Annotated in this window: 20 protein-coding genes; 9 read left to right on the forward strand and 11 right to left on the reverse strand. The window is 63.0% G+C overall.

What is annotated here, in order from left to right:
• Positions 1-10: 10 nt before the first annotated feature.
• The 4 genes from Q0R16_RS11880 to Q0R16_RS11895 all read right to left on the reverse strand — a co-directional run bounded on the left by Q0R16_RS11880 (position 11) and on the right by Q0R16_RS11895 (position 7,358).
• A complete protein-coding gene (locus tag Q0R16_RS11880) occupies positions 11-1,342 on the reverse strand; it encodes a 2-hydroxycarboxylate transporter family protein (RefSeq protein WP_295636117.1) in 1,332 nt (443 codons plus the stop codon).
• Positions 1,343-1,351: 9 nt separating this feature from the next.
• Positions 1,352-4,348, reverse strand: a complete 2,997-nt coding sequence (locus Q0R16_RS11885; RefSeq protein WP_295636119.1) for a TonB-dependent receptor — start codon at positions 4,346-4,348, stop codon at positions 1,352-1,354.
• Positions 4,349-4,402: 54 nt separating this feature from the next.
• A complete protein-coding gene (locus tag Q0R16_RS11890) occupies positions 4,403-5,395 on the reverse strand; it encodes a hypothetical protein (RefSeq protein WP_295636121.1) in 993 nt (330 codons plus the stop codon).
• 103 nt (positions 5,396-5,498) lie between these two features.
• Positions 5,499-7,358: a hypothetical protein gene (locus tag Q0R16_RS11895; RefSeq protein WP_295636123.1), complete on the reverse strand. Its 1,860-nt coding sequence runs from the start codon at positions 7,356-7,358 to the stop codon at positions 5,499-5,501.
• A 173-nt stretch (positions 7,359-7,531) separates the two neighbouring features.
• Between Q0R16_RS11895 and Q0R16_RS11900 the strand changes: the two genes are divergently transcribed.
• The gene (locus tag Q0R16_RS11900; RefSeq protein ID WP_295636124.1) at positions 7,532-8,194 is read left to right on the forward strand and encodes a response regulator transcription factor; all 663 of its coding nucleotides are present in this window, start codon (positions 7,532-7,534) and stop codon (positions 8,192-8,194) included.
• Between the two features lie 17 nt (positions 8,195-8,211).
• A complete protein-coding gene (locus tag Q0R16_RS11905) occupies positions 8,212-9,567 on the forward strand; it encodes an ATP-binding protein (protein WP_295636126.1) in 1,356 nt (451 codons plus the stop codon).
• Positions 9,568-9,732: 165 nt separating this feature from the next.
• Here Q0R16_RS11905 and Q0R16_RS11910 read toward each other — a convergent pair whose 3' ends face one another.
• Both Q0R16_RS11910 and Q0R16_RS11915 read right to left on the reverse strand, forming a co-directional pair.
• The gene (locus tag Q0R16_RS11910) at positions 9,733-10,266 is read right to left on the reverse strand and encodes a cytochrome b/b6 domain-containing protein (RefSeq protein ID WP_295636128.1); all 534 of its coding nucleotides are present in this window, start codon (positions 10,264-10,266) and stop codon (positions 9,733-9,735) included.
• 28 nt (positions 10,267-10,294) lie between these two features.
• On the reverse strand, positions 10,295-11,134 hold the full coding sequence (locus tag Q0R16_RS11915) for a hypothetical protein (RefSeq protein WP_295636130.1): 840 nt from the start codon (positions 11,132-11,134) through the stop codon (positions 10,295-10,297).
• A gap of 225 nt (positions 11,135-11,359) precedes the next feature.
• On the opposite strand from Q0R16_RS11915, the gene Q0R16_RS11920 reads away from it, so the two are divergent.
• The gene (locus Q0R16_RS11920; RefSeq protein WP_295636132.1) at positions 11,360-11,884 is read left to right on the forward strand and encodes a hypothetical protein; all 525 of its coding nucleotides are present in this window, start codon (positions 11,360-11,362) and stop codon (positions 11,882-11,884) included.
• Between the two features lie 112 nt (positions 11,885-11,996).
• On the forward strand, positions 11,997-13,454 hold the full coding sequence (locus Q0R16_RS11925) for a hypothetical protein (protein ID WP_295636133.1): 1,458 nt from the start codon (positions 11,997-11,999) through the stop codon (positions 13,452-13,454).
• Positions 13,455-13,725: 271 nt separating this feature from the next.
• On the opposite strand, the gene Q0R16_RS11930 is transcribed toward Q0R16_RS11925, so the two are convergent.
• Positions 13,726-14,637, reverse strand: coding sequence for a DUF5681 domain-containing protein (locus tag Q0R16_RS11930; RefSeq protein ID WP_295636135.1), 912 nt, complete (start codon positions 14,635-14,637; stop codon positions 13,726-13,728).
• Positions 14,637-16,046: a DNA methyltransferase gene (locus Q0R16_RS11935; protein WP_366857606.1), complete on the reverse strand. Its 1,410-nt coding sequence runs from the start codon at positions 16,044-16,046 to the stop codon at positions 14,637-14,639. The genes Q0R16_RS11930 and Q0R16_RS11935 overlap by 1 nt, the downstream gene beginning before the upstream one ends.
• A gap of 28 nt (positions 16,047-16,074) precedes the next feature.
• Between Q0R16_RS11935 and Q0R16_RS11940 the strand changes: the two genes are divergently transcribed.
• The gene (locus Q0R16_RS11940) at positions 16,075-16,404 is read left to right on the forward strand and encodes a helix-turn-helix transcriptional regulator (RefSeq protein ID WP_295636137.1); all 330 of its coding nucleotides are present in this window, start codon (positions 16,075-16,077) and stop codon (positions 16,402-16,404) included.
• Positions 16,401-17,270, forward strand: coding sequence for an ImmA/IrrE family metallo-endopeptidase (locus Q0R16_RS11945; protein ID WP_295636139.1), 870 nt, complete (start codon positions 16,401-16,403; stop codon positions 17,268-17,270). The genes Q0R16_RS11940 and Q0R16_RS11945 overlap by 4 nt, the downstream gene beginning before the upstream one ends.
• 281 nt (positions 17,271-17,551) lie before the next feature.
• Here Q0R16_RS11945 and Q0R16_RS11950 read toward each other — a convergent pair whose 3' ends face one another.
• Positions 17,552-19,636, reverse strand: a complete 2,085-nt coding sequence (locus Q0R16_RS11950; RefSeq protein WP_295636141.1) for a M13 family metallopeptidase — start codon at positions 19,634-19,636, stop codon at positions 17,552-17,554.
• A gap of 123 nt (positions 19,637-19,759) precedes the next feature.
• On the opposite strand from Q0R16_RS11950, the gene Q0R16_RS11955 reads away from it, so the two are divergent.
• The 3 genes from Q0R16_RS11955 (at position 19,760) to Q0R16_RS11965 (ending at position 22,256) form a co-directional block, all read left to right on the forward strand.
• Positions 19,760-20,431: a response regulator transcription factor gene (locus tag Q0R16_RS11955; protein ID WP_295636143.1), complete on the forward strand. Its 672-nt coding sequence runs from the start codon at positions 19,760-19,762 to the stop codon at positions 20,429-20,431.
• A complete protein-coding gene (locus tag Q0R16_RS11960) occupies positions 20,428-21,822 on the forward strand; it encodes an ATP-binding protein (RefSeq protein ID WP_295636145.1) in 1,395 nt (464 codons plus the stop codon). Before Q0R16_RS11955 ends, Q0R16_RS11960 begins: the two co-directional genes overlap by 4 nt.
• Before the next feature lie 248 nt (positions 21,823-22,070).
• A complete protein-coding gene (locus Q0R16_RS11965; RefSeq protein ID WP_295636147.1) occupies positions 22,071-22,256 on the forward strand; it encodes a Flp family type IVb pilin in 186 nt (61 codons plus the stop codon).
• A 2-nt stretch (positions 22,257-22,258) separates the two neighbouring features.
• Here Q0R16_RS11965 and Q0R16_RS11970 read toward each other — a convergent pair whose 3' ends face one another.
• Together Q0R16_RS11970 and Q0R16_RS11975 are read right to left on the reverse strand one after the other, a co-directional pair.
• A complete protein-coding gene (locus Q0R16_RS11970) occupies positions 22,259-22,873 on the reverse strand; it encodes a DsbA family protein (RefSeq protein ID WP_295636149.1) in 615 nt (204 codons plus the stop codon).
• 126 nt (positions 22,874-22,999) lie between these two features.
• A complete protein-coding gene (locus tag Q0R16_RS11975) occupies positions 23,000-24,274 on the reverse strand; it encodes a hypothetical protein (protein WP_295636151.1) in 1,275 nt (424 codons plus the stop codon).
• Positions 24,275-24,411 lie beyond the last annotated feature (137 nt).

Raw genomic sequence — 24,411 nt, forward strand, 5'->3', positions numbered from 1 at the left:
AGATGTGGTGTTAGCCAAAGGCCTTCATCAACGCCAAGGCGAACGTCACCGTGGCCGCGCCGCCGATCCGCGTCGCGATCTGCGCAAAAGGCATCAATTGCAATCGGTCGCAGGCGGTCAGGATCGCGACATCGCCGGTGCCGCCCTGGCTGGCGCGGCAGCCGGTGACGATCGCGGCTTCGACCGGATACATCCCCAGCCACCGCCCGACGAAGAAGCCGGTCCCCATCAACGCGCCGACCGTGGCGACAATGGTCACCACCATTCCCGGCGTGAAGGCGGCGACCAGCTTGTCCCAGGGCGTCAGCGCGACGCCGATCGCGAACAGCAGCGGATACGTCACGGCGGTCGCGAAGAAGTGGTAATAGACGTAAGACCCGGCCTTGAGCGAGGGCGAGACCAGTCGCGCGAGGTTCAGCGCGACCGCCAGCGCCAGCATGATGATCGGCCCCGGAAACTTGAACAGCGTCTGGCCGAGTAATCCGACCAGGTACAGGCACACCGCCGTGATCCCAGCGGTGGCCACATCGGCGGGTTCGATCGCAACCCCCGCGCTCTGGTTGAGCAAGCCGATGTCGTCGTGCTCGCCGACTTGCAACGTGCCATTGCCGGTGAGCGCGGGGCGCGATTTGGCATAATGGCTGAGCAACCCGCTGAACACGATCGCGGTCAGGCTGGCGAACATCACGGTGGGCAATATCCGCGCCAACAGCACGCCCTGGTCCTGATGGAGCAGCACGCCATAGCCGATCGACAGCGGGATCGCGCCTTCGCCCACGCCACCACCCATCGCAGGCGCCAGCACGAAGTAGAACACATCGTGCATGCTCATGCCGAAAGCCATGCCTACGCCAAGCCCCACCGCCATCGCGGCCACGGTTCCCGCCAGCATCGGCACGAAGATCTTGAGAAAGCCGCGCAGCAGCACCTCGCGGTCCATGCTCAGCACCGATCCGACGATGATCGCGGCGATGTAGAGATAGAGAAACTGGCTGTCCTTGGTGAATGTCTTGATCGAATCCACCAGGCCGGCCGGCAGCACTTTGGCATAAGCCAGGTAGGACGGAACGAACGTTGCCAGGATCGCAGCCGCACCGAGCGAGGCAAAGATCGGGATGCGACGGCCGATCTCGGCGCAAGTGAATCCGCCCAGCGCCAGCAGCGCGATCATCAGCGAGATATCGCTGGGCAGCTTGCCGATCCTCGCAAAGCCGATCAGCACCGCCAGCAGCACCGCAAAGATCGGCCAGGGTATCACCCCGATCGATGCTGGCGCGAACCTGCCCCCGACCGACGGCGACGCGGTCGGGGTGGTTTCCTCGATTGCCATGGACGTTGTCATCTAGATTTCTCAGAACTTGACCGCAGCGGAAACGTAGATCAACCGACCGATCGCGCCGTAAGTGCCGACATCGGTATTGTTCTCGGCGCGCCAGGCGGTGGCACCCGCGTTGGCGCCCGCCGCCGGATTGATGTTGGTCGAGACCGGCGGCATGCGATTGAACAGGTTGTTGACCCCGGCGGTAATGGTCAAGCCCTTGCTCCCTGGCTCTTCAGCGCTGGTCCAGCTCGCGCGCAGATCCCATGAGGAGTAGGCCTTGACCCGCCCGACGATATAAGCCGGATTTCCCGCGTTGAACTGGGTGTAGAAACTGGCCCCGCCCGCGCCGATGTCGGACACTGGTGCGATATAGGTGTTGGCGACGCCCAAGTCCCAGTGCTTCCAGTTCCAATCGAGGCTGGTGTACATCCGCAGCCGTGGCAGCGTGCCTTGCGAGCCACCGCCCTGGGTGGTCGTCCCGGCGAATTCATAGACCAGTTGCGCCGGGTTGGTTCCGCCCGAAGTGACCGGCAAGGCGCGGTTCTTGTAGCTCAGCAGCACCGCAGACTGGTTCATCAGGCTGATCGTCCCCATCTCGCCGAGCGGGATGTCATAATTGGTCGTGAAATTCAGGCTCTTGATGCGGGTCTCGCCAAGGTTGGTGAAGCGGTCGACGATATAGAGGTTGCCGAAGGTGTTGGCCGACGTCGCGTTGACCGGAAGCCCCTGGGCGTTGACCGTATTGAGGTAGGTCGCCAGCCCGCCCGGGCTCGCGAACAGGGCATTGCTCGCGCCCGCCAGCCCGGCGAAGTTGCCCGTCGAGATATTGCCGAAGAACGGCGAGGCCGAACCGCTGGCGTTCACATCCGCAAGAATGTTGTTGAAGCCGATGCCGCCCGGCAGCCCCTTGACTTTGACGCTGTTGAATTCGGCATCGACCCGCAGATGCGGAGCAAAATCAGGCTTCAACACGATGCCGAGCGAAAACGAATCAGAATGCGCAGGGGTCAGCGCCGGGTTGTTGCCGTCCTCGGCATTGAAGGTGTAATTGAACGCGCTGACCCCCGAGGTGCCGATCGGGCCGGTCGAAGTGCGGAAGTTGATCGGCCCGACCAGCGCATAAAGCGACGGCGCGGTAAACGAACGGGCGTAGTTCCCGCGGATCGTGATCTGCCGGGCAACCGGGGCCCAGCGGAAGCCGACTTTGGGCACAGTCGAATCGCCGACGCCGCTGTAATGCTCGTGCCGCACCGCGCCGATCAGGTCGAAACCGTAAAACCCGGTAATATGCTTGTCGTCGCCCAGCAACGGCAGCCGCACTTCGGCGAATTGCGCGGTGATGGTGCGCGAGGCCTTGAACGGATCGACGTTCAAGGCGCCTTGGATCAGGCTCTGCGCCGCCGTGGCGGTCGTGCCGTCGACATGGGTATAGTTGGTCGGATCGACCGTTCCCGAAACGGCTTCGCGCCGCCAGGATGCACCGACCGCGAACTGGATCTTGCCGCCGGGCAATTGCAGCGCCGACCCGACGATCTTGCCGTCGAATGTGTCGATCTTGCTGCGGCCGTGGATCAGTTCATTGGTCAGGACATTGGCGAGCGATGCGGGCGACACCGCGCTGCTGAGCGAGAACGGATCGAGCGCTGGCTGGCAGACCGTGCCTCCACCCAGTGCGGTGACCTGGCTGAACGTGCCACCGGCCGTGGCAACGCACGCCGCATTGAACCCGCCGCTGACTGCCGGCAGCAGGTTGCTTTTGTAGATGAGATTGGCGATCGTCTGGTCGATCGTGTTCTCGCTGTGCGTATAAGCCACCTCCCAGTTGCCGCCACGACCCAGGATGGGAAGCTGGCCCCTCAGGCCCAGCGTGCCCCGGAAGCTGTCTTCGCGCGTGGTGTAAGTGGTCGGGTTGGCAGTGCTGCCGAAGGTCACGCTGGTCGCCGCCGTAAAGGGATTGACGGGGGAACCGACAGGCACCTTGACGCCCAGCGTGGTCGGAATGAACCGGGTGAAGTTGTCGTTGCGGGCGAATTCGAAATCCCCGAACAATTCGAGCGAGCGATCGCCCGAAAGATCGCTGTTGAGGCTGACCGAGACGGCCTTCTGCTCTTGCTGCAACAGCAGCGTGTTGAAGCGCGACAGGTCGTAAGTGCCGCCGATGCCCGTGCCGGGCGCCGTCGTCGTTGTGGCGCCAGCGTTGAAATACTGCGGATCGTTCGCGGGCGCGGCGTAGCCGCCACCCAAGGTGGGGCTGCTGACGCCCGGCAGCAGCGCGAAACTGCCGATCGAACCGGGTACGGCCGTGCCCGTCGAGTAGAACGGCGACGAGAAGCTGCGCTGGCTCTGGTACAGCGGGTCCGATTTGGAATAGCTTGCCGAAATCGTGATGTTGGTGTTCTTGAGCGGGTTGAAGCCGTAAGTCAGCCCGGCGCTGCGTTCGTTGTAGCCGTTCGCGCCGCCGTAGCGCGCGTTGACCTGGCCGCCCTGGTAGTTCGACTTGAGGATGATGTTGACCACCCCGCCGATCGCGTCAGAACCATAGATCGCCGAAGCGCCGTCGGTCAGCACTTCGATCCGCTCGATCGCGTCGGGCGGAATCTCGGAGACGTTGACGAAGACTTTGCCGTTGACGCCCGAAATGGCGCTGGGCGCGATGCGCCGGCCGTTCACCAGGATCAGCGTATCGAGGTTGCGCAACTGGATCGATGACCCGCCGGCGGTGCGCTGGTTGTTGTTGTTAGCGTTGCTGTTGCCGGTGTTGCTGCGGCCGGCAAAGGCCGGGATCGCCTTGCGCAGGATTTCGAGCACGTTGGAATTGACGCCGGACTTCTGGATCGCATCCGCGCTGACCACGCTGACCGGCACCGCGACCTGGTCGGGCGAAGTCGGCAGCGCCGAGCCGGTGACCACGATTTGTTCGGCCGGCTGGTCATCCGCGACTTTCAGCGCGAGCGCAGGCGTCGCCCATAGTCCGAGTGCCGATGTGGCCAGCAGAACGCTCATACGGATCTTGGCATTATTGTTCATGATCCCACTCCCATTTTTTGGATTATCGATATTATTTTTTGGTTCTGAATTTTGTTACTTAGTCATTGCGTAAGTGAGCACGACGAAACTGTTGTCGTAATAGGCATTTGGATAAAATGCCGACGGGCCCGCGTTGATCGGCTGCGCCGGATTGACGACGCCTTCTGCCGTTACTGTAAAGATGCGCATTCCGACTTCATCGTAGGCCAGCGTCCGCGCGTTCGGACGGGTGGTGATCGCCTGTTCAAGGCGATAATGGTTGGCGTCGTCCTGGTGGAAGATGGCGATATTGCCCTCGACGCCATTGGTCGTGATGATGCGGTGATGTTTGCGGTCGAAAGCCACGCCATCGTTGCCGCGCCCCAGGTCCAGCGTGGCGACGATGTCCCCGTTGTCGGTGTTCATCACGGCGAGCACGGGCTTCGCTCCGCGGCACCCGATGAAAGCGCGATGATTGGCGCTGTCATAGGCCAGACCGGTTGGCTGGGTGCACCCGGTGGTCGGCCACTCGGCCGTGATCCTGGCGCTGGCGGCATCGATCCTGGCGACCATGTTGCGATCACGCTCGTTGAGCAGGATCGCACCCGCGCCGTCGGCTACCGAGGCATCGGCCTTCTTCGCTTCGAGAGCGACATGGCCGACCACCGCCAGGCTGCGCGCGTCCATGAATGTCACGCGGCGGCTGTCGGCCGAGACGAAGGCAATGCGCCCACTGGCCGGATCGTAGCTGGCGGCGTCGGCGTCCTCGGCAAATTTGACCCGCCGGATCGGCACCAGCGTAGCGAGGTTGAACACGGTGACCGAACCGTCTTCGTTGGTGGCATAGCCCCGGCCCAGCGCCGGGATCAGCAAGCTTGCGCCCGCGCCCTCGGTTTTCGGCATGCGGCGCAGCAACCGCTGCTTGCGCGTATCGAACACCCATAGCCCGGCATCGCGCCGCGCGATGAACAAGTGGCTGCGCACCGCGTCGTATGAGAGGTAGTCCCAGTCGGGCGCCTTCCCGGCGAGCTTGACGGCGGCCTGCAAGCGGAAGAACCCCGCGGGCACGGGCGCCTTTTCCTCCGCACTGAGCGGGCCAGCAACGGCGAGGCAAGCCAACGCCGCAGCCGTGCCGCTTGCGATCGCAATTCGGGCAAAACGTCGGTGCATCTCAGTTCCCCAGCGATACGCGCAAGACTTGCGCCATCGCCTTGCTCTCGCCGGGCGAGACGGCAACGAACATGGCGTTGTTTTCGGGGACCAGCACGCCCGTCTTGGCGCCGGGCGCGGTCACCAGCCGAGGCAGTTCGACGAAGTGGCCGGGGCCCTGTTCGGACACGATCAGCGCCCAGCCTTCGCCACCCAGCGCATAGGCGCGCTGGTGCTTGTCGTCCCACAGCAGTTGATCAACATGCGCGGGTGCATCGAACATGGCCAGCGTTGCTCCGGAATCGCTGTCGAGCACCAGCATCTTGCCCGGCTTGCGCGTCACCACGAACAGCCGGTGGTGCGCCTCGTCGAGTGCGAAACAGCAGTTCTGCTCGGCTGCGGTGACCGGCCAGCGCGCCAATTCCTTGAGCGAGAGCTTGTCGAGCACCGCGATCGTGTTCTTGTCGGTCACGTTGATGAACAGCCGTTTGCCCGCCTGCTCGACTTCCATTGCCTCGACGTGGTCGGCATCGAAGTGGAGCTTGTTGATCAGCTTTCCCGTGCGCGGATCGACTTGTTCGAGCCAGCTATCCTTCATCGGCACGTCCTTGCCGCCGGTGACGATGTAATAGCGGTTGCGCGCGGCATCGTATCCGGCCGAGTCCGCGCCTTGCACCAGCGCGAGCGACTTGCCCGGCGCATAAGTGTCGGCATCGAAATAATGCGACATGCCCTTGCCGCCGTCCGTCACCAACAGCTTGTGCACGTCGGGCATGTAGAGAATGCTGTGCGGGGTTTCGATCGGGCCCTTGACGGTCTTGAGGTGTTCGAGCGTGGAAAGGTTGAACACCTCCAGCGTGCCGTGATCCTCGGCCGCGACGAACAGGCGATTGCCCGCGACATCGGCGGCGAGGTGATCGAAATCGCCTTCGTAGCCGGGCAGGTCGGCATGGCCGGTGATCGTCAGCGGTGATTCGGGCGCGGGAACCCCCGAACCATCGGCCGGACCGAGCAATCTGGCCGCGCTGGTGCCCTTTGCCTCGAATTCGGCGAGGACCGCGTGCGCCCTGGCGCGCAGCGCCATCTTGTCGTCGCCGGCCTTGTAGGGATAGACCGTGCCCAACGCGCCGATGGTGCGGCCCTTCGCATCGTGGATCGCCATCTCGTCTTCAAAGCGATCGCCGGTTTCGTTGATTTCCAGGCGCTCCTGACCGGTGCGGATCACGCCGAGATCATCCTCGTCGGGCGCCTTGCCGATCCGGCCGATCGTGCAGCCCGAAATGGTCATGGCCGTATCGGGCTTGCCCTGCGGAATGGTGTGCGCACACAGAATCACAAGGTCTGGGTGCGCGTCGAACAGGTCATCCACTAGCGCCTGGCTGTAATTGCCCGTCGGCGTGATCGTATCGAACCGATAAGGCTCGGTCAGGTTCTTGACGTGCGACAGGCGCCGCGAAAGGTGGTCGCGGATGGCGACCGCCTCGGCCTGCATCGCCAGCTTGTCGGCACCCTTGCGATACGCAAATACCGTGCCCAGTGCGCCCAGCAGTCGGTGCGACGCATCGTAGAGCGGCAGTTCGACCTCGTAATGGTCGCCCGCCTTGTTGACCGCCAGATTGGGTTTCAGCGTCGTCATGACGCCAAGGTCCTGCTTGTCGGCGGGCTTGCCGATCCGGCCGATGTTACTGGCGACGATGCCGGCGTCCTTGCCCCCGGCGGGCAGCGCATGGATGGCAAGAACCGCAACATCGGGATGCGCGGCAAGCGTCACATCGACAAGGTGCTGGGCGTAGTTCGGCCCCGACGGCGGCGCGGCTTCTTCGGCGTGTACGACCAGTGGCAGGGCAGCAAGCGCCGCCCCGGCAAGCAACAATGAACGCATATCCCCTCCAGGATTCGCACGGATTACTTCCCTGCGTCCCCGCCTTGGTAGGCACCCAGTCTGATGCCATCCTGAAGCCTTTCTGAATAATCATTCAGCTTGCCGGGCTTTGACGGCAGATTCCGGTTTACGAGCGCCGGCGTTCAAGCAAGATCGTGGGCCGAGAGGATGCCATGAAGATATTGGTCGTCGAAGATCAGCTGAGGCTGGCGGAATTCCTGCGGCAAGCCTTGTCCGAACGCAGCTACACCGTAACGGTGGTGGGCGATTGCGCCGCCGCCAACGATGCCATTTGCGAATCGAGTTACGACGCGGTCGTGCTCGATCTCAATCTTCCCGATGGCGATGGGCTGGATCTGTTGACCGAATGGCGCAAGTCTGGATTCATCGAACCTGTGCTCATCCTGAGCGCGCGCGACACGGTCGATGACCGGATCAGGGGCCTGGACCTGGGCGCCGACGATTATCTGCCCAAGCCGTTCAGTGTGCAGGAACTGCTTGCGCACATCCGCGCGCTGCTGCGCCGGCAAGCCAGCGTCAAGCAATCGGCGCTCGAACACAATGGCCTCAAGATGGACTTGCTCGGCCACGTGGTCCTGCTCGACGGGCAGCAGGTCGACATGACCAGCCGCGAATTCGCGCTGCTCGAAATCTTCATGCAGAATGTAGGGCGAGTGCTGACGCGCACGCTGATCACCGAGAAAATCTGGTCGTCGAACTACGAGATCGATACCAACCTGCTCGACGTGTACATGAGCCGGCTGCGCGCCAAGCTCGAGCGCGGCGGCCCGCAACGGTTCAAGACGGTGCGTGGCATCGGTTATCAGTTGATTTAGGCAGTTGACCTGACGCTATGGCCTCGATCACCGCCAGACTGACGTTCTATTATGCCGCCGCCGCGACGGCGAGCGCTGCGCTGCTGTTCGTGAGCGGCTACCTGATGTTGGAAACGCGCCTCGTCCGCGGCCTCGACGCGCTCAATGCCGCCGAGTTCGGCCAGCTCAAGGCGCGGCTCGGCCCCGACTACCAGTCCTTGACCCCCCATGCGATCGACAATCGTATCCGCGACAGTGCCGACGCTGCGTCGGCCTTGTTCTTCATCAATGTCGATGAGCCCAAAACCGGAATGGTGTTCTTTTCAAGAAACCTGAAGCGGCGCTCGATCCCCGACGTGAAGGGACAGCACGACTACAATGTCGACCTTGCCGGCACCGGTGAAGTCCGCGTCAGCGAATTTGTCATGCCGCCTTACGACGTGACCATCGCGACCCCGATGGCGCCGGTGCGCACGAGCATGCGCGGCTATGTCGCGGTCTGCGCGGGGCTGCTGCTGACTATGCTGTTTGCCAGCGCGGTGATCGGCATCGCGCTGGCGCGCGTGATCCTGCGCCCGCTGACGTTCATCCGCGAAACAGCCGTGAGGATCGGTTCGGACAACCTGAGCGAGCGTATTCCGCCGCCCCGGCACGAAGACGAACTCGCCGACCTGACCCGGCTGCTGAACCAGATGTTCGCCAGGCTCGAAAATTCGTTCAATCAGATCAAGCGCTTCGCCGCCGAAGCATCGCACGAACTGAAAACCCCGCTGTCGCTCATCCGGCTCCATGGCGAAAAGCTGCTGGAAGACGAAACGCTGTCACCCGCCAGCGTCGATGCGGTCATCGTTCAGCTGGACGAAGTGGCGCGGCTCAACCAGATCATCGATGAAATGCTGTTCCTGTCGCGCGCCGAAGCCAACGCCATTCCGCTCGCGCTCGAACCCATGGCGCCCGAGACGATGCTGCGCAATTTCGAGCAGGACGCGATCGTGCTGGCCGAGCATCGGCAGCGCAATTTCACGCTCACGACCAACGGGACAGGCGAAGTGCATTGCGAGGAGCGCTGGTTGCGCCAGGTCTGGCTCAACCTGCTGACCAACGCGCTTGTTGCGACCCCCGAAGGCGGCACGGTGTCGATGACGACCGGCTACATCGAAGGCCGGTTGCGCGTCACCATCGACGACGAAGGACCGGGCCTGGCCGAGGCCGAACTCGATCGCATTTTCGACCGATTTACGCAGTTCGGCTCACCCGAACGGCGCGCGCTGGGAAGCGGGCTGGGCCTGGCCATATCGCGCAGCATTGTGCTGCTGCACCAAGGCACCATCCGCGCTGAAAACCGGCACAACCGTTCGGGCTTGCGGGTGATCGTGACGCTGCCGACCATTTGACTTACCTTGGCTCGAAGCATGCGATTTACTATTCTATCACCGCTGCAGCCAATCTCTCGCAGGCAAGCAATTGTGCCTGCTCAACGCCCACGCGGCGATCGTTATCGCGCGCTTCGACCGCACCGCACCGGCCTTGGTGGTATCGCCGATCGATGTGCTGATCAATCAAGGAAGCATTCGCGAAAGGACCGCGTCTCGCAATACAAGGCGATGATATAGCGCAACCAATGCGTGCCCGCCCGCGACAATGAGCAAGGCATTCGATGCGAGCCTGTGCCAGCCCACGATCCGGTTCGCCAGAAGGTGGCGGGATGGTGAATCGAGATTGCCATATTGAGGAATATGTCCGAGCCCGAAAAGGTCGTCGCCGCGCACCCAGGCGTTGAACAGACCCAGCACCAGCACCGCCATGACCATTGCGTAGAGCAGCCGGTGGCCGGCTTTCGCCACGAGGTCCAGCGTCCCCCGCGAGGTCGAAATCGTGACACCGCCGGTGATCCGCCAGATCAGGCGATAGCCAATGATCGCAAGGAGGAGGCAACCAGTGACGATATGGACCGATCGCGCATCAACGCGCAGTGGCCCGCGGGGGAACCAGTCGATCACATGCGCGCCGCACCACATCAGCACGATCAGGGCGGCACTGATCCAGTGCAAGGCGATGGTTCGGGCATCGTACCGTGCGCCGGGCGTTCTCATGTCTGTGTGTCCCTGTTTGCCGATATATTCAGACGGGCGGCGTCACGGCCCACAGCACCGCCGCGCGGAACAGGCTCAACCCCTCGGGCCGCATCTGCTCGAACGTGTCCTGCCACAGGAAAAAGCTTACTCGGCGCGCGGGTGCCAGAAACTCGCCATTCATCGTGGCGCCGCGTTCGTAGCTGAAAATGGCGGCCTTTTCGGGTTCGCCGCGCAGCGTGGCGATCGTGACGGCACCCAGCGCGGGCTTGCCCCAGTTCATCTTGTAATGCTCGTCCAGCAGCACGTTGTGGATGCCTGCGGCAAGGCCCGCGGCCAGCGGATGCGGGGCGTTGACCAGCCACAGGAAGCGCTGATTGTCATCGGTGCCGTAATCGGTTCCGTTCTTGAGACCGGTCATCTCCAGTTCGCCCAGCAAATCGTTTTCAAAGGTGATCAGAGGAACGGGTGTGGAGCGATATTTGATGCCGATATTGACCGCGTCGACCGACTCCGAGAGCACGATCAGGTCCTTGCCATTGGTCGCCTCGGGTGGCGCGGCTTCGTCGGTGCCGACGACCTTGAACCCGAGCGAGCGCAGATAGTCCATCGCCTTTTCATCGTTGCGCCGCCAGGTCTCCAGCGCCGAGATCCGTTTGGGATCAACCGGTTCGGCCTTGCGGGCGCCTTCCAGTTTGGTCATGTTATGGACGAAAAGGACGGTCTTGCCGCGCGCCACCTCGGGGCGCAGCGCCTGGGCTTCAACCGCGTTGGGTGTGAGCGAAAGAGCTGCCAGAAGCACCAGTCCCAAGGCGAAGACCAGCTTGTGGACGCCTGAATTTGCGCGGCAGATGACGATCCGCAAAGCGCGGCCGAAGGTTTTCGACATGGCAGCAAGCTCTCCCACTGTTTGGCAGGCCTTTAGCGGGTGCGCCTGAAACCAAACTGAAAGCGACCTGCAACGAACCTGCATCGGTGTCATAACCAACGGGCGGAGCGCACGGCCGAATTGACGCAAGCCCGCCTGAAGGCAAAATTCAGGCTGCGGCGAGGCTGCGTTCAGCTTTGCCGGCTAACCGATGGCCAACGACAACAGATGTATTGGGAGAGAACCATGGCACTCAGGCGTGCGATCCTATCGGCGGCGATCGGTGTTACGGCATTGCCATTGACGGCGTCTGCCAATGCTGAACCCGTCGCCCGCAACTGGACTGCGCCTGCGTACCGCATCTATGCGCAATCGCTGTCCGACGATATCATGGCGCACCATCCCGAATTGTGGAGCGTGACCTTCCACGGCGTGCCGCCGGGCACGGACAAGGTCTATACCATGTTCGCCGGGTCCTACCCCGACCGCATCGGCAATCCCGACGATCCCGACGATGTCGACGTCATCGTCAAAGGCATCACCTCGGTCGATCCGCGCTGGCATCGCCATGATGCGCGCGGCAAGTTCGTGCTCCAGATGCCGCTGCGCGACCGCAACGGCGAGAACATCGGGTTGCTGGTGCTGGCTTACCGGATCGGACCCGAGATGCACATGGGCGAACGCGACTATTTCGCAGCGGGGACGATGCTGCGCGATCAGTTGGAGAACCGCATTCCGGACTACGCCTCGTTGTTCGCGCCTGCTCGCTGACCCGACGGGCGCAACGGCTGATCTGGTCGCTCTGCGTCTGAGATCTTCGAAGAGTCATCGAGTGACTCACGACCATTCAACGTCCAGAAAATCTGGCGAGGGGATCATTCTCTTGACGATTCGTACCGCCATGAATCTGGCAACGATAACCTCCATGCTGCTGACGCCGGGCGTCGTGATGGCCGGTCTAGCACCGGTCTCGCTACGGGATCGTATCCGGCAGGGTGTCGCACAGGGACCGAGTCTTGCCGAGCAATTGCGCGCGGCGCAGCAGCAGATCGCGCAACTCCAGGCGCAATTAAACGCGCTCTCGACCAAAGTCGATGCGCAGGCTGCCACGGCGACGGCGCCGGTCCAGGCGCAGCTCGCACAAGCGCAAGCCGACGCTGCGGCCGCGTCGGCCAAGGCCGATAGCGCGCTGGTCCAGACCATGGCCGCAAACGACGCCGCCGGGGCCAGGGCCGCGAACCCGCCCTCGCCCACCGCGCTCAAGGGCCTGGCGCAGACTGGCATCAGCGGCCGCATGTATTTCAACGCCAGCCACGTCACGCACGAGGCCAATGGCGTCAAGACCGGCAACACCGACAATGGCGGCGGCTTTGCGATCAAGCGCCTGTACCTGGGCATCGATCACAAGTTCGACGATGTGTTCTCGGCCAACCTGACGATGGATGCCGACAGCCCGGTCGCCACCACCAGCGGCGGCACCGCCGGGCGCGGCTTCTTCATAAAGAAAGCCTACCTGCAAGCCCGGGTTCGGCCCGAACTGGTGGTTCGGCTGGGCGCGGCGGACTTGCCGTGGATTCCCTATGTCGAAGGCATCTACGGCTATCGCCACATCGAAAGCGTGCTGGTCGATCGCGCCAAGTTCAGTACCTCGTCCGACTGGGGCGCGCACATTTCGGGCGATCTGGCCGGCGGCGTGGTCAGCTACCAGCTCTCGGCCGTCGACGGCGCCGGCTATCGCGATCCGCATTTCAGCCGCACGATCGATTTCGAGGGCCGGCTTTCGGCAAAGTACAAGGGCTTCAACCTCGCGGTCGGCGGCTACACCGGCAAGCTGGGCAAGAACCTCGTCGCGGCGGCCGGTGCACCGGCACTGCTGCGCACTTACAACCGCTTCGACGCGCTGGCCGCCTACCAGGGCAAGGCCGGCGACGTCCCTTTCACGCTGGGGTTCGAATACCTCTACGCCAAGAACAAGGTGTTCAATTCGACCGCGCCCATCGCGCAATCGGCGCTGGAGGATGCGGCCGAGGGCTATTCGATGTTCGCCTCGATCAACCCGATCAAGCAGTGGAGCGTGTTCGGCAAATACGAAAGCTTCAAGCCCAGCAAGAACCTGCACCCCGCCTTCAAGGAGGACTACTTCAACGTGGGCCTGCAATGGAGCCCCGCAAAAATCGTCGATCTGGCGCTGGTCTATAAGCGCGATCAGGCAACCGGCGGCGCGCTCACCACCGGCAGCATCCAGTCGGGCGTGGTCGGCTGTTCGACCACCGCGACGATCGTCTGCGCAGGGGGGGGCACCTATAACGAACTTGGGCTATACGGCCAATTCCGCTTCTGAGGATGACGTACAACAAAGGTAGAGATGCGTTTATTCGAAATCCAAAGAAAATGTACAATCGTCTGAACCCTAATCGGACGATCTCATAGCTGGCAAGCCACGGGAAGCTTACGCGTGGTGTTAGTAGGCCTATTCTTCTGCCGGCTCGATGGCATTCGAGCACGAGTTAACACAATTCCCTTTTCCTTTCCTGGCCGAGAATCGAGCGAAGGCTAATGACCGGGATTGAAGCGCCGATCACACCCCGCAGGGTCTAGACCTATCGTGCCAGTCAGATGCTCAAGGACCGTGTTATCGACGGTAAATGACACCTTATGCCAGAGCCGGGTGGAGATCGATCGCATGAAACGCGAAGCTGCGAGTAACTGTTCAGGCTTGCCCAGTTAGCCAACATACTCCCCGCGCAGCTTTCGGTTTTGCGCAGCTCGTCCAGCGCTTTGCCTGGTCGCGACGCCCCTTCACGATAAGATCGGTTCTCTAGCTTGGCCTTGTAGCGGTCCGGCAGAATGTCATTGATGATGTCGAACATGCGCTGCTCCCAGTGCCATTCCTCCAACCAGGCGTCTTTCGTGGTCCCGGCGCGCGCGCGACGGTATTTCGCAGCGGAGTCGTTGACGCAGTCCTGCGCCTCAGCGCGCCGCCTGATGGCTTCGTCGAGCCGGTCCTTCTGTTCCCTGGTCATTGGCCCAGCGATCGTGACGCCGCCGGTCTTTGGGTCGAGGATCATATCGTCGGGATGCGGGACTGGGGTGGGCTGTTGTGACCCCGCCCTGCGACACCGCTCGAACTCGGCCTCCCAAGCTTGCTTGAAGTCGATGGCCTTACTGAACAATTCCATACGCGACTGATGATCGGCTTCTTCCATTCGCGTGACGAGGTCCGCCAATGTCTTTTGCACGAAGCGGTTACCCTTCAACGCTGACACACCCATTGCGCGGAACACCGCCTGGATTGCCGGCATTTCAATGACCTGTTCCCCCTCACGGATGGCGATCGGCCGATAGGCTTCGATGCGCAGGAGCTCCTCGGCCGCACGCATGCCGTGCCCGGTGTCGACCGGCTTCAGCTTGGCCTTGGCTCCCTTTGGCCGTCCGCCAGGATTGCCCGAACAGCCTTTGGCAAAGCGGTGCTCGGCTGGCGGCTTGCCATAGCCAACAAGGTACTTGCCCGACATGTCGTTCATCAAGCCGCCTCCTCGCCGAGATCGAACCCGAGGCGCTCTTCGGTCACCTGCTCGAAGCTGCGCTTGCACCCGTCAAGCGTGGCGCTCTTACCGGTGAACTGCTCCCAGCGCCGGATGATGGTATCGCAATAGATCGGATCGTATTCGATGAGCCTTGCGGCCCGGCCGGTCTTCTCCGCCGCGATCATTGTGCTGCCCGAGCCGCCAAATCCGTCGAGCACGATCTCACCGCGGCGCGAGCAATCGCGCAGGGCGTCGGCAATGAGAGCAACGGGTTTGACGGTGGGGTGCATTGCCAGCTCCTCCGAGCGCCCGGCGCCAATCGAACTGATGCCGGCATAGTCCCAGACGTTGGTGCGATACCGGCCAGTTTCGCCAAGACCGAAGCTGTTGGTGTGTTGTGCGGTGCCCTGTTTGAACACGAACACCAGTTCGTGCGTCGAGCGGTAGAAGGCGCCCATGCCGCCGTTGGTCTTGTTCCACACCACAAGGTTCTTCAACTCGGTGAACGCCTCGCCGCCAGCTGCGAGAAGTTCGCCCATGTGGCGCCAGTCCATGCACACAAACGCAATGGCGCCATCGCGCATGACGCGAGACAGGTTCGACAGCGTCTCGGTCAGAAAGCCAGTGAACTGGCCCTGGCTCATCTCGCCCGAAGCAAATGCAAATTCGCGGTGCTTGACCAAACCCAACCCGCAGACATTGCCATCGATCGCAACATTGTAGGGTGGGTCTGTAAACACGAGGTCGGCTTGCTCCTTGCCCATCAGCCTGTCCATGTCGGACGACGCGCGGGTATCGCCGCACAGCAAGCGATGGCGGCCGAGGTGCCACAAGTCTCCCATGCGCGTGACGGGCTGTCCGCCAATAGTTGGCACTGCATCATCGGCGCTGTCGGGTGCATCCGGATCGGCCTCGGCCGCCTCGTCAATCAGCAGGTCGATCTCGGCCAGGCTGAACCCGGTGAGTTCGACGTCAAACTCGAGTTCGACGAGCGCCTGGAGTTCGATCGCGAGAATCTCGCGGTCCCAGCCGGCGTTAAGCGCCAGCTTGTTGTCCGCCAGCACGTAGGCGCGGCGTTCCGTCTCCGACAAGTGCGCCAGTGCGATCGTAGGCACCACTTTCCAGCCAAGCGACTTGGCTGCCTGGACCCGGCCGTGACCGGCGATGATCACGCCATCCTCGGCGACCAGCACCGGATTGTTGAACCCGAAGCGGCTGATCGAGTCCGCGATCTGCTTGATCTGTTTCTTGGAGTGGGTGCGCGCATTGCCCGGATAGGGACGCAGCGACGCGATAGGACGTTCGGCAATTTGAGAAAAGTTCATATCACGACCCCGGCTCTCCATGGACAGAATCGTACAACTATGTTGAACGCTCGACAATGTCAATCCCCAGGCGTATGCCACCGGCAAAACCAGTTGAACGAGTGCCCCCATGAGTTTCGCAGCCAGACTGCACAAACTGCGCATCGCGCAGCGCCTGTCGCTCCAGGATGTCGCCGATGCCGTGGGCATCTCGAAGGCGCATGTCTGGAACCTTGAGAAGGGGCTATCCGACAACCCGTCAATGGAACTGGTGGTCAAGTTGGCCGAGCTGTTCCGGGTCCGGGTCGCGGATCTGGTCGGTGAGAACCCCGAGGCAGCAGATGAGGAGCCCGAGATGGTCGCCTTGTTCCGCGACCTCAAGCAATTGGATTCACGCGACCGCGACACGATCAAGGTGCTGATGGACCAGCTCAAGCGAACAAAGACCCCGCAAGCTTGAACATTAGCCGGATCGATCTGGATGGGGTGGGTTCACCGACTGCGCTGGTCGCGCGCATTCTGCAGCTAGTTCCCGACCTTCCGATCCCCGTGCCGATCGTGACCTTATGCGAACGGCTCGACATCGTGGGCATTGAAGAGCTTCACACCGAAGGTTTTGAAGCAGCGCTGCTCACCGACGAATTGCGGTCGTCGGGCACCATCCTCGTTGCCAAGGGCAGGTCCCCGCAGCGGCGCCGGTTCTCCATCGGCCACGAGCTCGGGCATTTTCTCATCCCGACCCACTTGCCTCCGCCGGGCGGCCTGCTGCAGTGTTCAGCCGATCAACTGCGAATGCTCGACACGAAGGATCAGGACAAGCGACGCCGCATGGAGGCCGAGGCCAACAGCTTCGCTGCGCTGTTGCTGATGCCACTGACAATCTTACGCAAGCATCTTCAACGGATTCGCCAGCCGGACATCAGCGACATTGTGCGGCTCGCCAAACTGTTTGACGTCAGCAAGGAAGCGATGTCACGCAGTTACGTCGATTACAGTCGCGAAGCCATTGCGATCGTGGTGGTGAGCAAGGGTCGCGTACTGCGGTACTATCGCAATGCCAGGCACTTTCCGTGGATCGCCATCGCGCCAGGGATGATCGTGCCCGCTGACTCTGTATGGCATGACCGGCGACTAGCGCCCGGCGAGATCGGTGAGATTGTCGAGTGGGAGCCGGACACTTGGCTCGACGCAAGTAGCGCGCGCAAGACCGTGTCGATGACCGAACAGTTGCTTGGTCAGGATAACGGCTTTTCGATGTTCATGCTCGTTGCCGAGATGCGGAACGACGACGATGGCAGCTGGAGTGACACGTCGCGCTTTCGCTGATCGACTAACGCCGGATCGCTGATCCGGTCTGCGTTTTTCCCAGCTCGCTGCAACTGAATTCCCTGCTCGGCGGAATGGAATTCCCTGTTCCGTGCGCAGGGAATTTGGGTCGGAAGTGGCTCAAAACTGCGCGTATTTGGGACTTTGAGGGCGATTGTTGAGTCCAAAAGCATGCCATTTCCCTGTAAATTCCCTGTTTAGCAGGGAAAATCAGCTCAGACGCGTTAGCTCCGAACTGCGCACACCACCACCGCGTCGTCTGAATCACAAGGCCTTCTAAATCACCAGACCTTGATGCGATCGGCCGGCGCCAGGTAGAACTTCGTGGCCGGCTTGACCCCGAACGCCGCGTACCAGGCATCGAGATTGCGCACCACATAGGGCCGATACATACCCGGAGTGTGTTCGTCCGACGCCAGCGCGCGTTGCAGTGCGGCGTCGCGGAACTTGGTGCGCCAGACTTGCGCGAAGCCCAGGAAGAAGCGCTGTTCGCCGGTGAATCCGCCGATCACCGGTGGTTTCCTGCCCTTGAGCGAGATGATCCACGCATCGTGCGCAACGTTCAGGCCCGCCAGGTCGGCCATGTTCTCGCCCAGCGTGTTCGCGCCCTTGACGTGCACGCCGGGCAGCGGTTCGTACGCCGAATACTGCGCCACCACGCGGTCGGTGTAAGTCTTGAAACGCGTGACGTCCTGATCGGTCCACCACGGCAGCAGGCGGCCCTTGAAATCGTACTTGCGGCCCTGATCATCGAAGTGGTGGCTGATTTCGTGGCCGATCACCGCGCCGATCCCGCCGTAATTGACCGCATCATCGGCCTTGGGATCGAAGAACGGCGGGCGCAGGATCGCGGCCGGGAACACGATCTCGACCCAGCGCGGGTTGGCGTAGGCGTTTACGGTCTGCGGGTTCATGTGCCATTCGTCGCGATCGGTCGGCAGGTCGATGCGCTTGGCGTCGCGATCGAAACCGGCTTCGGTGGTGCGCGACAGGTTGCCGTAGGCATCGTCACGCGCGATCGGAATCGCGGAATAGTCGGTCCACTTGTCGGGGTAACCGATCTTGGGCCGGAACGCGTCGATCTTGGCGATGGCCTTGACCTTGGTTTCGGGCGCCATCCACGTCAGGTTCTGCAACCGCAGCCGCATCGCGGAGAGCAGGTTGCGCACGAGCAGATCGGCCTTGGCCTTGGTTTCTGGCGGAAAATACTTGGCCACGTAAAGCTGGCCCGCCGCCTCGCCCAGGCCGCCGCCCACGAAGCCGACGCCGCGCTTCCAGCGTTCACGCTGCACGGCCACGCCGCTCAGCACCTTCTGGAAAGCGAAATCCTCGTCGACGAAGGCCTTGGGCAGCACGCCCGCGCGGGCGTTGAGCAGGCTGTAGGCGAAATAGGCGCGCCAGGTCTCGACCGGTACGGACTGCACCATCGCCGACAGCGCCTTGATTGCCCCGGTTTCGCGCACGATCACGGTCGGACGGTTCTGCAGGCCGACCGCGCCGAGCATCGCTGCCCAGTCGATCCCCGGATAGCGTGCGGAAAGGTCGGCGGTGGGCGTGGGGTTGTAAGTCTTGTCGGGATCGCGGCGTTCCTCGCGGCTCCACATCACGCGCGCCAGTTGCGTTTCGAGCGCAAGCACCGCCGCGCCCTGCTCCGCGCCACCCGGCAGCCCGGCCAGCGTCAGCATCTTGCCGACATGATCCTGGTACGCCGCGCGCGCCGCGGCAAAGCGCGGGTTCCCGGTATCGAGGTAGTAATCGCGATCGGGCAGCCCAAGGCCGCCCTGCCCCACCGTGACCGTATAGATATCGGGATTGCGCGCATCGACCCCCACGCCCAGGCCGACCGGCGCAATGCCCCCGCGCCCGGCCGAACGGCTGATCCAGCCCAGCAGCGCGGAAACGTCGGCTGGATTGCGCAAGCCCGCGATCCGCGCCAGATCGGGCTTCAGCGGCGCGGTGCCCTTGGCCTCGATCGCCGCCTCGTCCATGAAGCTGGCATACATGTCGCCAGCTTGCTTCGCCGAACCACTGGCAGCGGGATTGGCCGCGGTGGTTTCCAGAACGTCGCGCACTTGCACTTCAGATTCGTTGAGCAACTGATTGAACGCGCCCCAGCGCGCCTGGTCGGCCGGGATCTCGGTCTTCGCGTTCCAGCCGCCGTTCGTGAAGCTGTAGAAATCGTCGCCCGGATCGACCGAGCGGTCCATCCCCGTTACGTCGAAACCGAACCCGCCCATCGCCGGGGCGCCAGCGGTTGGTGGCGCATTCGGAGGAGAGGCCGGCTTGGCGGCAAGGCCGGCCGACGAGAAGCCAAGGGTCATGGCGCTGGCGGCCAAGAGGTTGAGAAGGTGCGTTTGTCTGGTCATGTCCTTGCATGGCAAAGCCGGGCTGTCAGTGTCAAGCCGCACTTCCCCCGCAGACACGTAAGGCGCATGTAAGCAATCCGGACCAAGGCCACTGTCAGCCGTTTGTCAGGAGAGTCTTTCACCATGCGCCTGCTTATTGTCGAGGACGACCGCGAATTGTCGCAAGCACTGGTCGCCGCGTTTGCACGCATTTCGGTGCATTGCGATCACGCCGGCACGGTTGCCGATGCCGAAGCGCTGATCGGCACGATGGCTTACACGCTCGTGGTGCTCGACCTTGGCCTGCCCGATGACGATGGCCTGGCGCTGCTGCGGCGGCTGCGCGCGGCGGGCGAAACCGTGCCCGTGATCATCCTCACCGCGCGCGGTGACAGCCAGACCCGCATCGGGGGCTTGCGCGGCGGCGCCGATGATTTCCTGGTCAAGCCGTTCCTGTTCGATGAACTCCACGCGCGGGTGGAGGCCGTCCTGCGCCGGCAGGGCCGCTATGTCGAAAACCAGATGGCCTTCGGGCCGCTGGTGTTCGATGTGGGATCGCGCGAGGCGACGATCGATGGCGCGCGGCTGTCGCTTTCGGCGCGCGAGGCCGACATGCTCGAACCGCTGCTGCGCCGATCGGGCCATGTCGTGCCCAAGCGCTTCCTCGAAGACCAATTGTTCGGATCGAGCGAGACTTTCGGCTCGAACGCGATCGAGGTTTACGTCCACCGCTTGCGCCGCAAGATCGAGACAACCGACAGCGGACTTTCGATCGTGACGGTGCGCGGGGTTGGCTATATGCTCACGGGCGGATGACACGCCGCCAAACCTCGATTTCAAAGCTCTTCAAATTTCCACATTCGCTGTTCGGGCAGATCGCGCTTACCCAGGCGATCATCCTGCTGGCGATCGCGGCAACCATGCCGGTGGTGGTTGCCCGGTTGCTTCACGGAACCGCCGACACATTCGTGTCCGCCAGCTTGCGCAGCAGCGCCAGCGTGATTGCTGCCTCGCTGCGGCCCGACGGATCGGGCAAGGTCCTGCGGGCGACCGACGACTTCGATCCAGAAATCGCGCGGCCCGGCGGCGACAAGACATTTGCCATTCTTGCCGCGGACGGGACGGTGACCGCGCAAAGCCGCACCCACCCGCTTATGCCGGCGATGCCATCGGGCCTTGCCACGCAGGGCTTTCGTCACTTCGGCCAATTCGATGTGTTCCTGCTGCCCGTCCAGCGCGGTCCTTTGCGCGCTTACGTGCTGGTCGAACAGGATCGCAGCCACCCCGACGTGCTGATCGACAAGCTGGTGGTGACGTACACCGCGCGGTTCTGGTGGCTGGTGCCCGCGGTGCTGGTGGCGGCGCTGGTGGCGGGGGCGATGGTGGCACGGCGGGTGTCACGCCGGATCAGCGACGCCGCGATCGAGGCTGACCGCATCGATCTCAACCGGCTGCATGTGCGCATTCCCGAAACCAAAGTGCCGAGCGAAGTCGCGCCGCTGCTGCGCGCCGCCAACCGCGCGCTCGATCGACTGGAGCAGGGTTTTCGCGAACAAAGCGAATTCGTATCGGACGTGGCGCATGAATTGCGCACCCCGCTGGCGGTGGTCTCGCTGCGTGCCGAGGCGATCGAGGACCGTTCCTTGCGCGATGGCGTGCTGGCCGCGCTGAACCGCGCGACGCACGTAATCGACCAGTTGATGGAACTGGCCAGCGTGGAAAACAGCCGCCCGCAATTCGAACCGCTCGATCTTGCAGCGCTGGGCGAGGAAGCGGTGATCACCCAGGCGCCGCTGGTCTACCGCAGCGGCCGCACCATCGAACTGATCCATCACGACGAAGCGTCGGACGAAAGCGGGTCCTCGGGAGAAAGCGTTGAGGGCAACGCCGGGCTGATCGGCATCGTCCTGTCGAACCTGATCGCCAACGCCATGCGCCACACTCCCAAGGGCACCGCGATCCGCGTCGAGACCGGGCCAGGCGCCACCATCTCGGTAATCGATGACGGCCCGGGCCTGCGCGCCGGCGGCATCGATGCGATGCGCCCGCGCTATCGCCGCGCAGACGTCAACCGCACCGACGGTGCCGGCCTCGGACTTGCGATCGTCGACAAGATCATGCGCATCCACCACGGCACACTCGAACTGGTGCCGACGGGCCAGGGCGCCCACTTCCGCATCGCCTTCGAGAACGGTAAAACCGGCTGATCCACGCTTGCTCAACCGCAGGAACGAAAAAATCGTGCTGGGCTGAACCTTGCGATCGTTACCCGTTAGCGGCGCGTTCATCATCCAAAGTGCCCGTTTTCTGCAAGCTGCAATGGTTAATAGCGAGCCAATACAGCGTTAACTGACCGTAAGTAATTAACAGCATGTTAGCCCGGGTTTAGCATAAAGACGTGGTCACGAGCCGGGGGTCGCGCTCGTCATCCACGCTGATTTCAGGAAATACAGCCATGCACATCATCAAGCGCATCCTTGCAGATGAAACCGGCGCCACGGCAATCGAATACGGCCTGATCGCCGCCCTTATCGCCGTTGCCGCGATCGCCGCCATGGGATCACTCGGCAACTCGCTGTCGAACAACTTTGCGCTGGTCGCCAACGCCGAGAACAACGCCAACAACACCGCGTCGGCTTAACGCTACACCCCAGGCCCGCGCTCCTCTGCGCGCGCCTGGGCGATCGCGTCGCGCAATTGCTGTTCGGTCAGCGCGCCGGCCAGCAGGTGCCGGCCGACCAGGACCACCGGAGTGCCCTGCAGCCCAAGCCGCTGCGCGCCATCCCATGTCTCGCGAAGCAGCGCATCGATTTCGGGCCCGTGCGCTGACCGGTCTCGCTCCAGCCGCGCCCAATCGACTTTGGCGCGGACCGCGGCGGCGCGGATCGCATCATCGGTCAGCCGGCCTGGCGAGGCAAACAGCGCAGCATGGAAGGCATCGTGTCGCCCCTGATACTGCGCCGCGATCGCCGCCTTGGCCGCCGCAACCGACACCGGCCCGAGCACCGGCCAATCGCGATAGACCACCCGCACCTTGCGGTCACTGGCCAGCACTTTAGCGATCACCGGGTGCATCGCCTTGCAGTACGGACAGTTGTAATCGAAGAATTCGACGACCGTCACATCCCCGACCTTTGGCGCCCCACGCGGCGCCACGCGCGGCGCGAGCGGGTTTTCGAACAATCGGACAACCCAGTCGGGAAAAGCGGGGGTGGCGGCATTGACTGGCCAAGCCGCGGTGGCTGCAAAGACCAGCATCGGCCAAAGCCATCTGAAACGTCGCAACTGCAGGACTATCATCGGGACCCTTTCGTGGCCGCCGCTATTCCACAGCCGGGCCGCAAGGCCAATGGCCCGCAGCGATAGTGCGAGAATGTCGCCCCCTCAGCGAGAGAACACCACCCCATGCGCGTAAGCTGATCCCGTCCAGCCGTGCGGCCAGGCACGGCTGGTGAAAGCGAAGCCGGGCCGGCCGTCGGGACCGTGGAACGCGGTGTCGAGCGCAAGCGCGCCACTGTCGGGATCGAATTTCAGCATCATCAGCCGGTCGTCGGTGCTTTCACCGGTCACCGCCACGCGCCGCGTTGCGGGATCGTAGACCGTCCAGTGTGGCTGGTAAGCAGGATCGATCACCGCGCGCGCGACTTCGACCGGATGCGCACCATCGCGGATATCGAGCACCACGATGCCGTGCACGATCGGCACCGACTGGATCAGATAATGCGAAACGATCGTCGGCACGCCGCAGCCCGATCCCGGGAATTGCCACACCAGCTTCGATTGCGGCTTGTCCGTCGCGAGGTCGGTCAACCGCTCGATCCCGCAGCCCAGCGTCTGGACATAGACCGAACCGTCCGGCCCGGCCCGCGCTTCCTCTGGATTGATTTCGCCATACGTGCCGGCCGGGGCATCGAAATCATTGGTCGACAGCCGCTTGAGATCGGACAGGCGGAACACCTGATAGGTATGCCCGTTGCGGTCCTCGCCTCGCATGGCCGAATTGGTAACCACCACCCGGTCGATCTCGGGCAGTGGCAGCAGGCTGTACGCCATCAACAGATCGCCCGGTCGCGCAGGATCGGCGGTGGAGGCCGAGCGGATCAGCTTTCCCTCGTTGTCGATCTCGACCAGTCCGCCGTGGAGGTTGGGTTTGGCGCCGATGTCGAGTTCGTCGGCCATCCCCGGCATACCGGCTCCTGCCATCCCGGCCATGCCATGATCGCCGCCGTGGTGCATCGTACCCTCGACCTGGAAGCTTGCCAGCACGTGGCCGTTAGGCAGCCGCAGGAACGAATGCGGGTGGCTGAAGCCGGCCAGATCCGCGAATGTGGCGTGGACTTTGGGATGCAACGGATCGCGCAAGTCCATCACTGCGGTCGCGCCGGCCTTGTGATCGTTGGCGAACAGCATGCCGCCTTCGGGCATCCAGTATTCGGTGTGGTGGTTCTGCTTGCTGCGAATGCCCGATGCGGCTGAAGTGATCAGCGAACCGTACGTGGGAGAAGCGGGATCTGCATCGATCACCGCGATGAAATCCTCGCCTTTGCCATCGGGATCGCCGGTCCATGCGAAGGCGTAATGCCCGGGCGCGGCATGCACCGGAGCGACCGAAGCCAGTGTAAGCACGCCAGCCAGCGCACAAGTCAGCAATCGCTTCATCGCATCCTCCGATTTCGGCATGTTCGCTGCCGCATCTGGTAACCCCGAATGCGCTGCGACGCCATGCCCGCGATTGACCCGGCGCATGACCGCACTATGACGACGGGCGGGATCGGATCGGCAGTGCGCGGGGGCGC

This window comes from Novosphingobium sp. (genome assembly GCF_025351285.1).
Taxonomy (GTDB): domain Bacteria; phylum Pseudomonadota; class Alphaproteobacteria; order Sphingomonadales; family Sphingomonadaceae; genus Novosphingobium.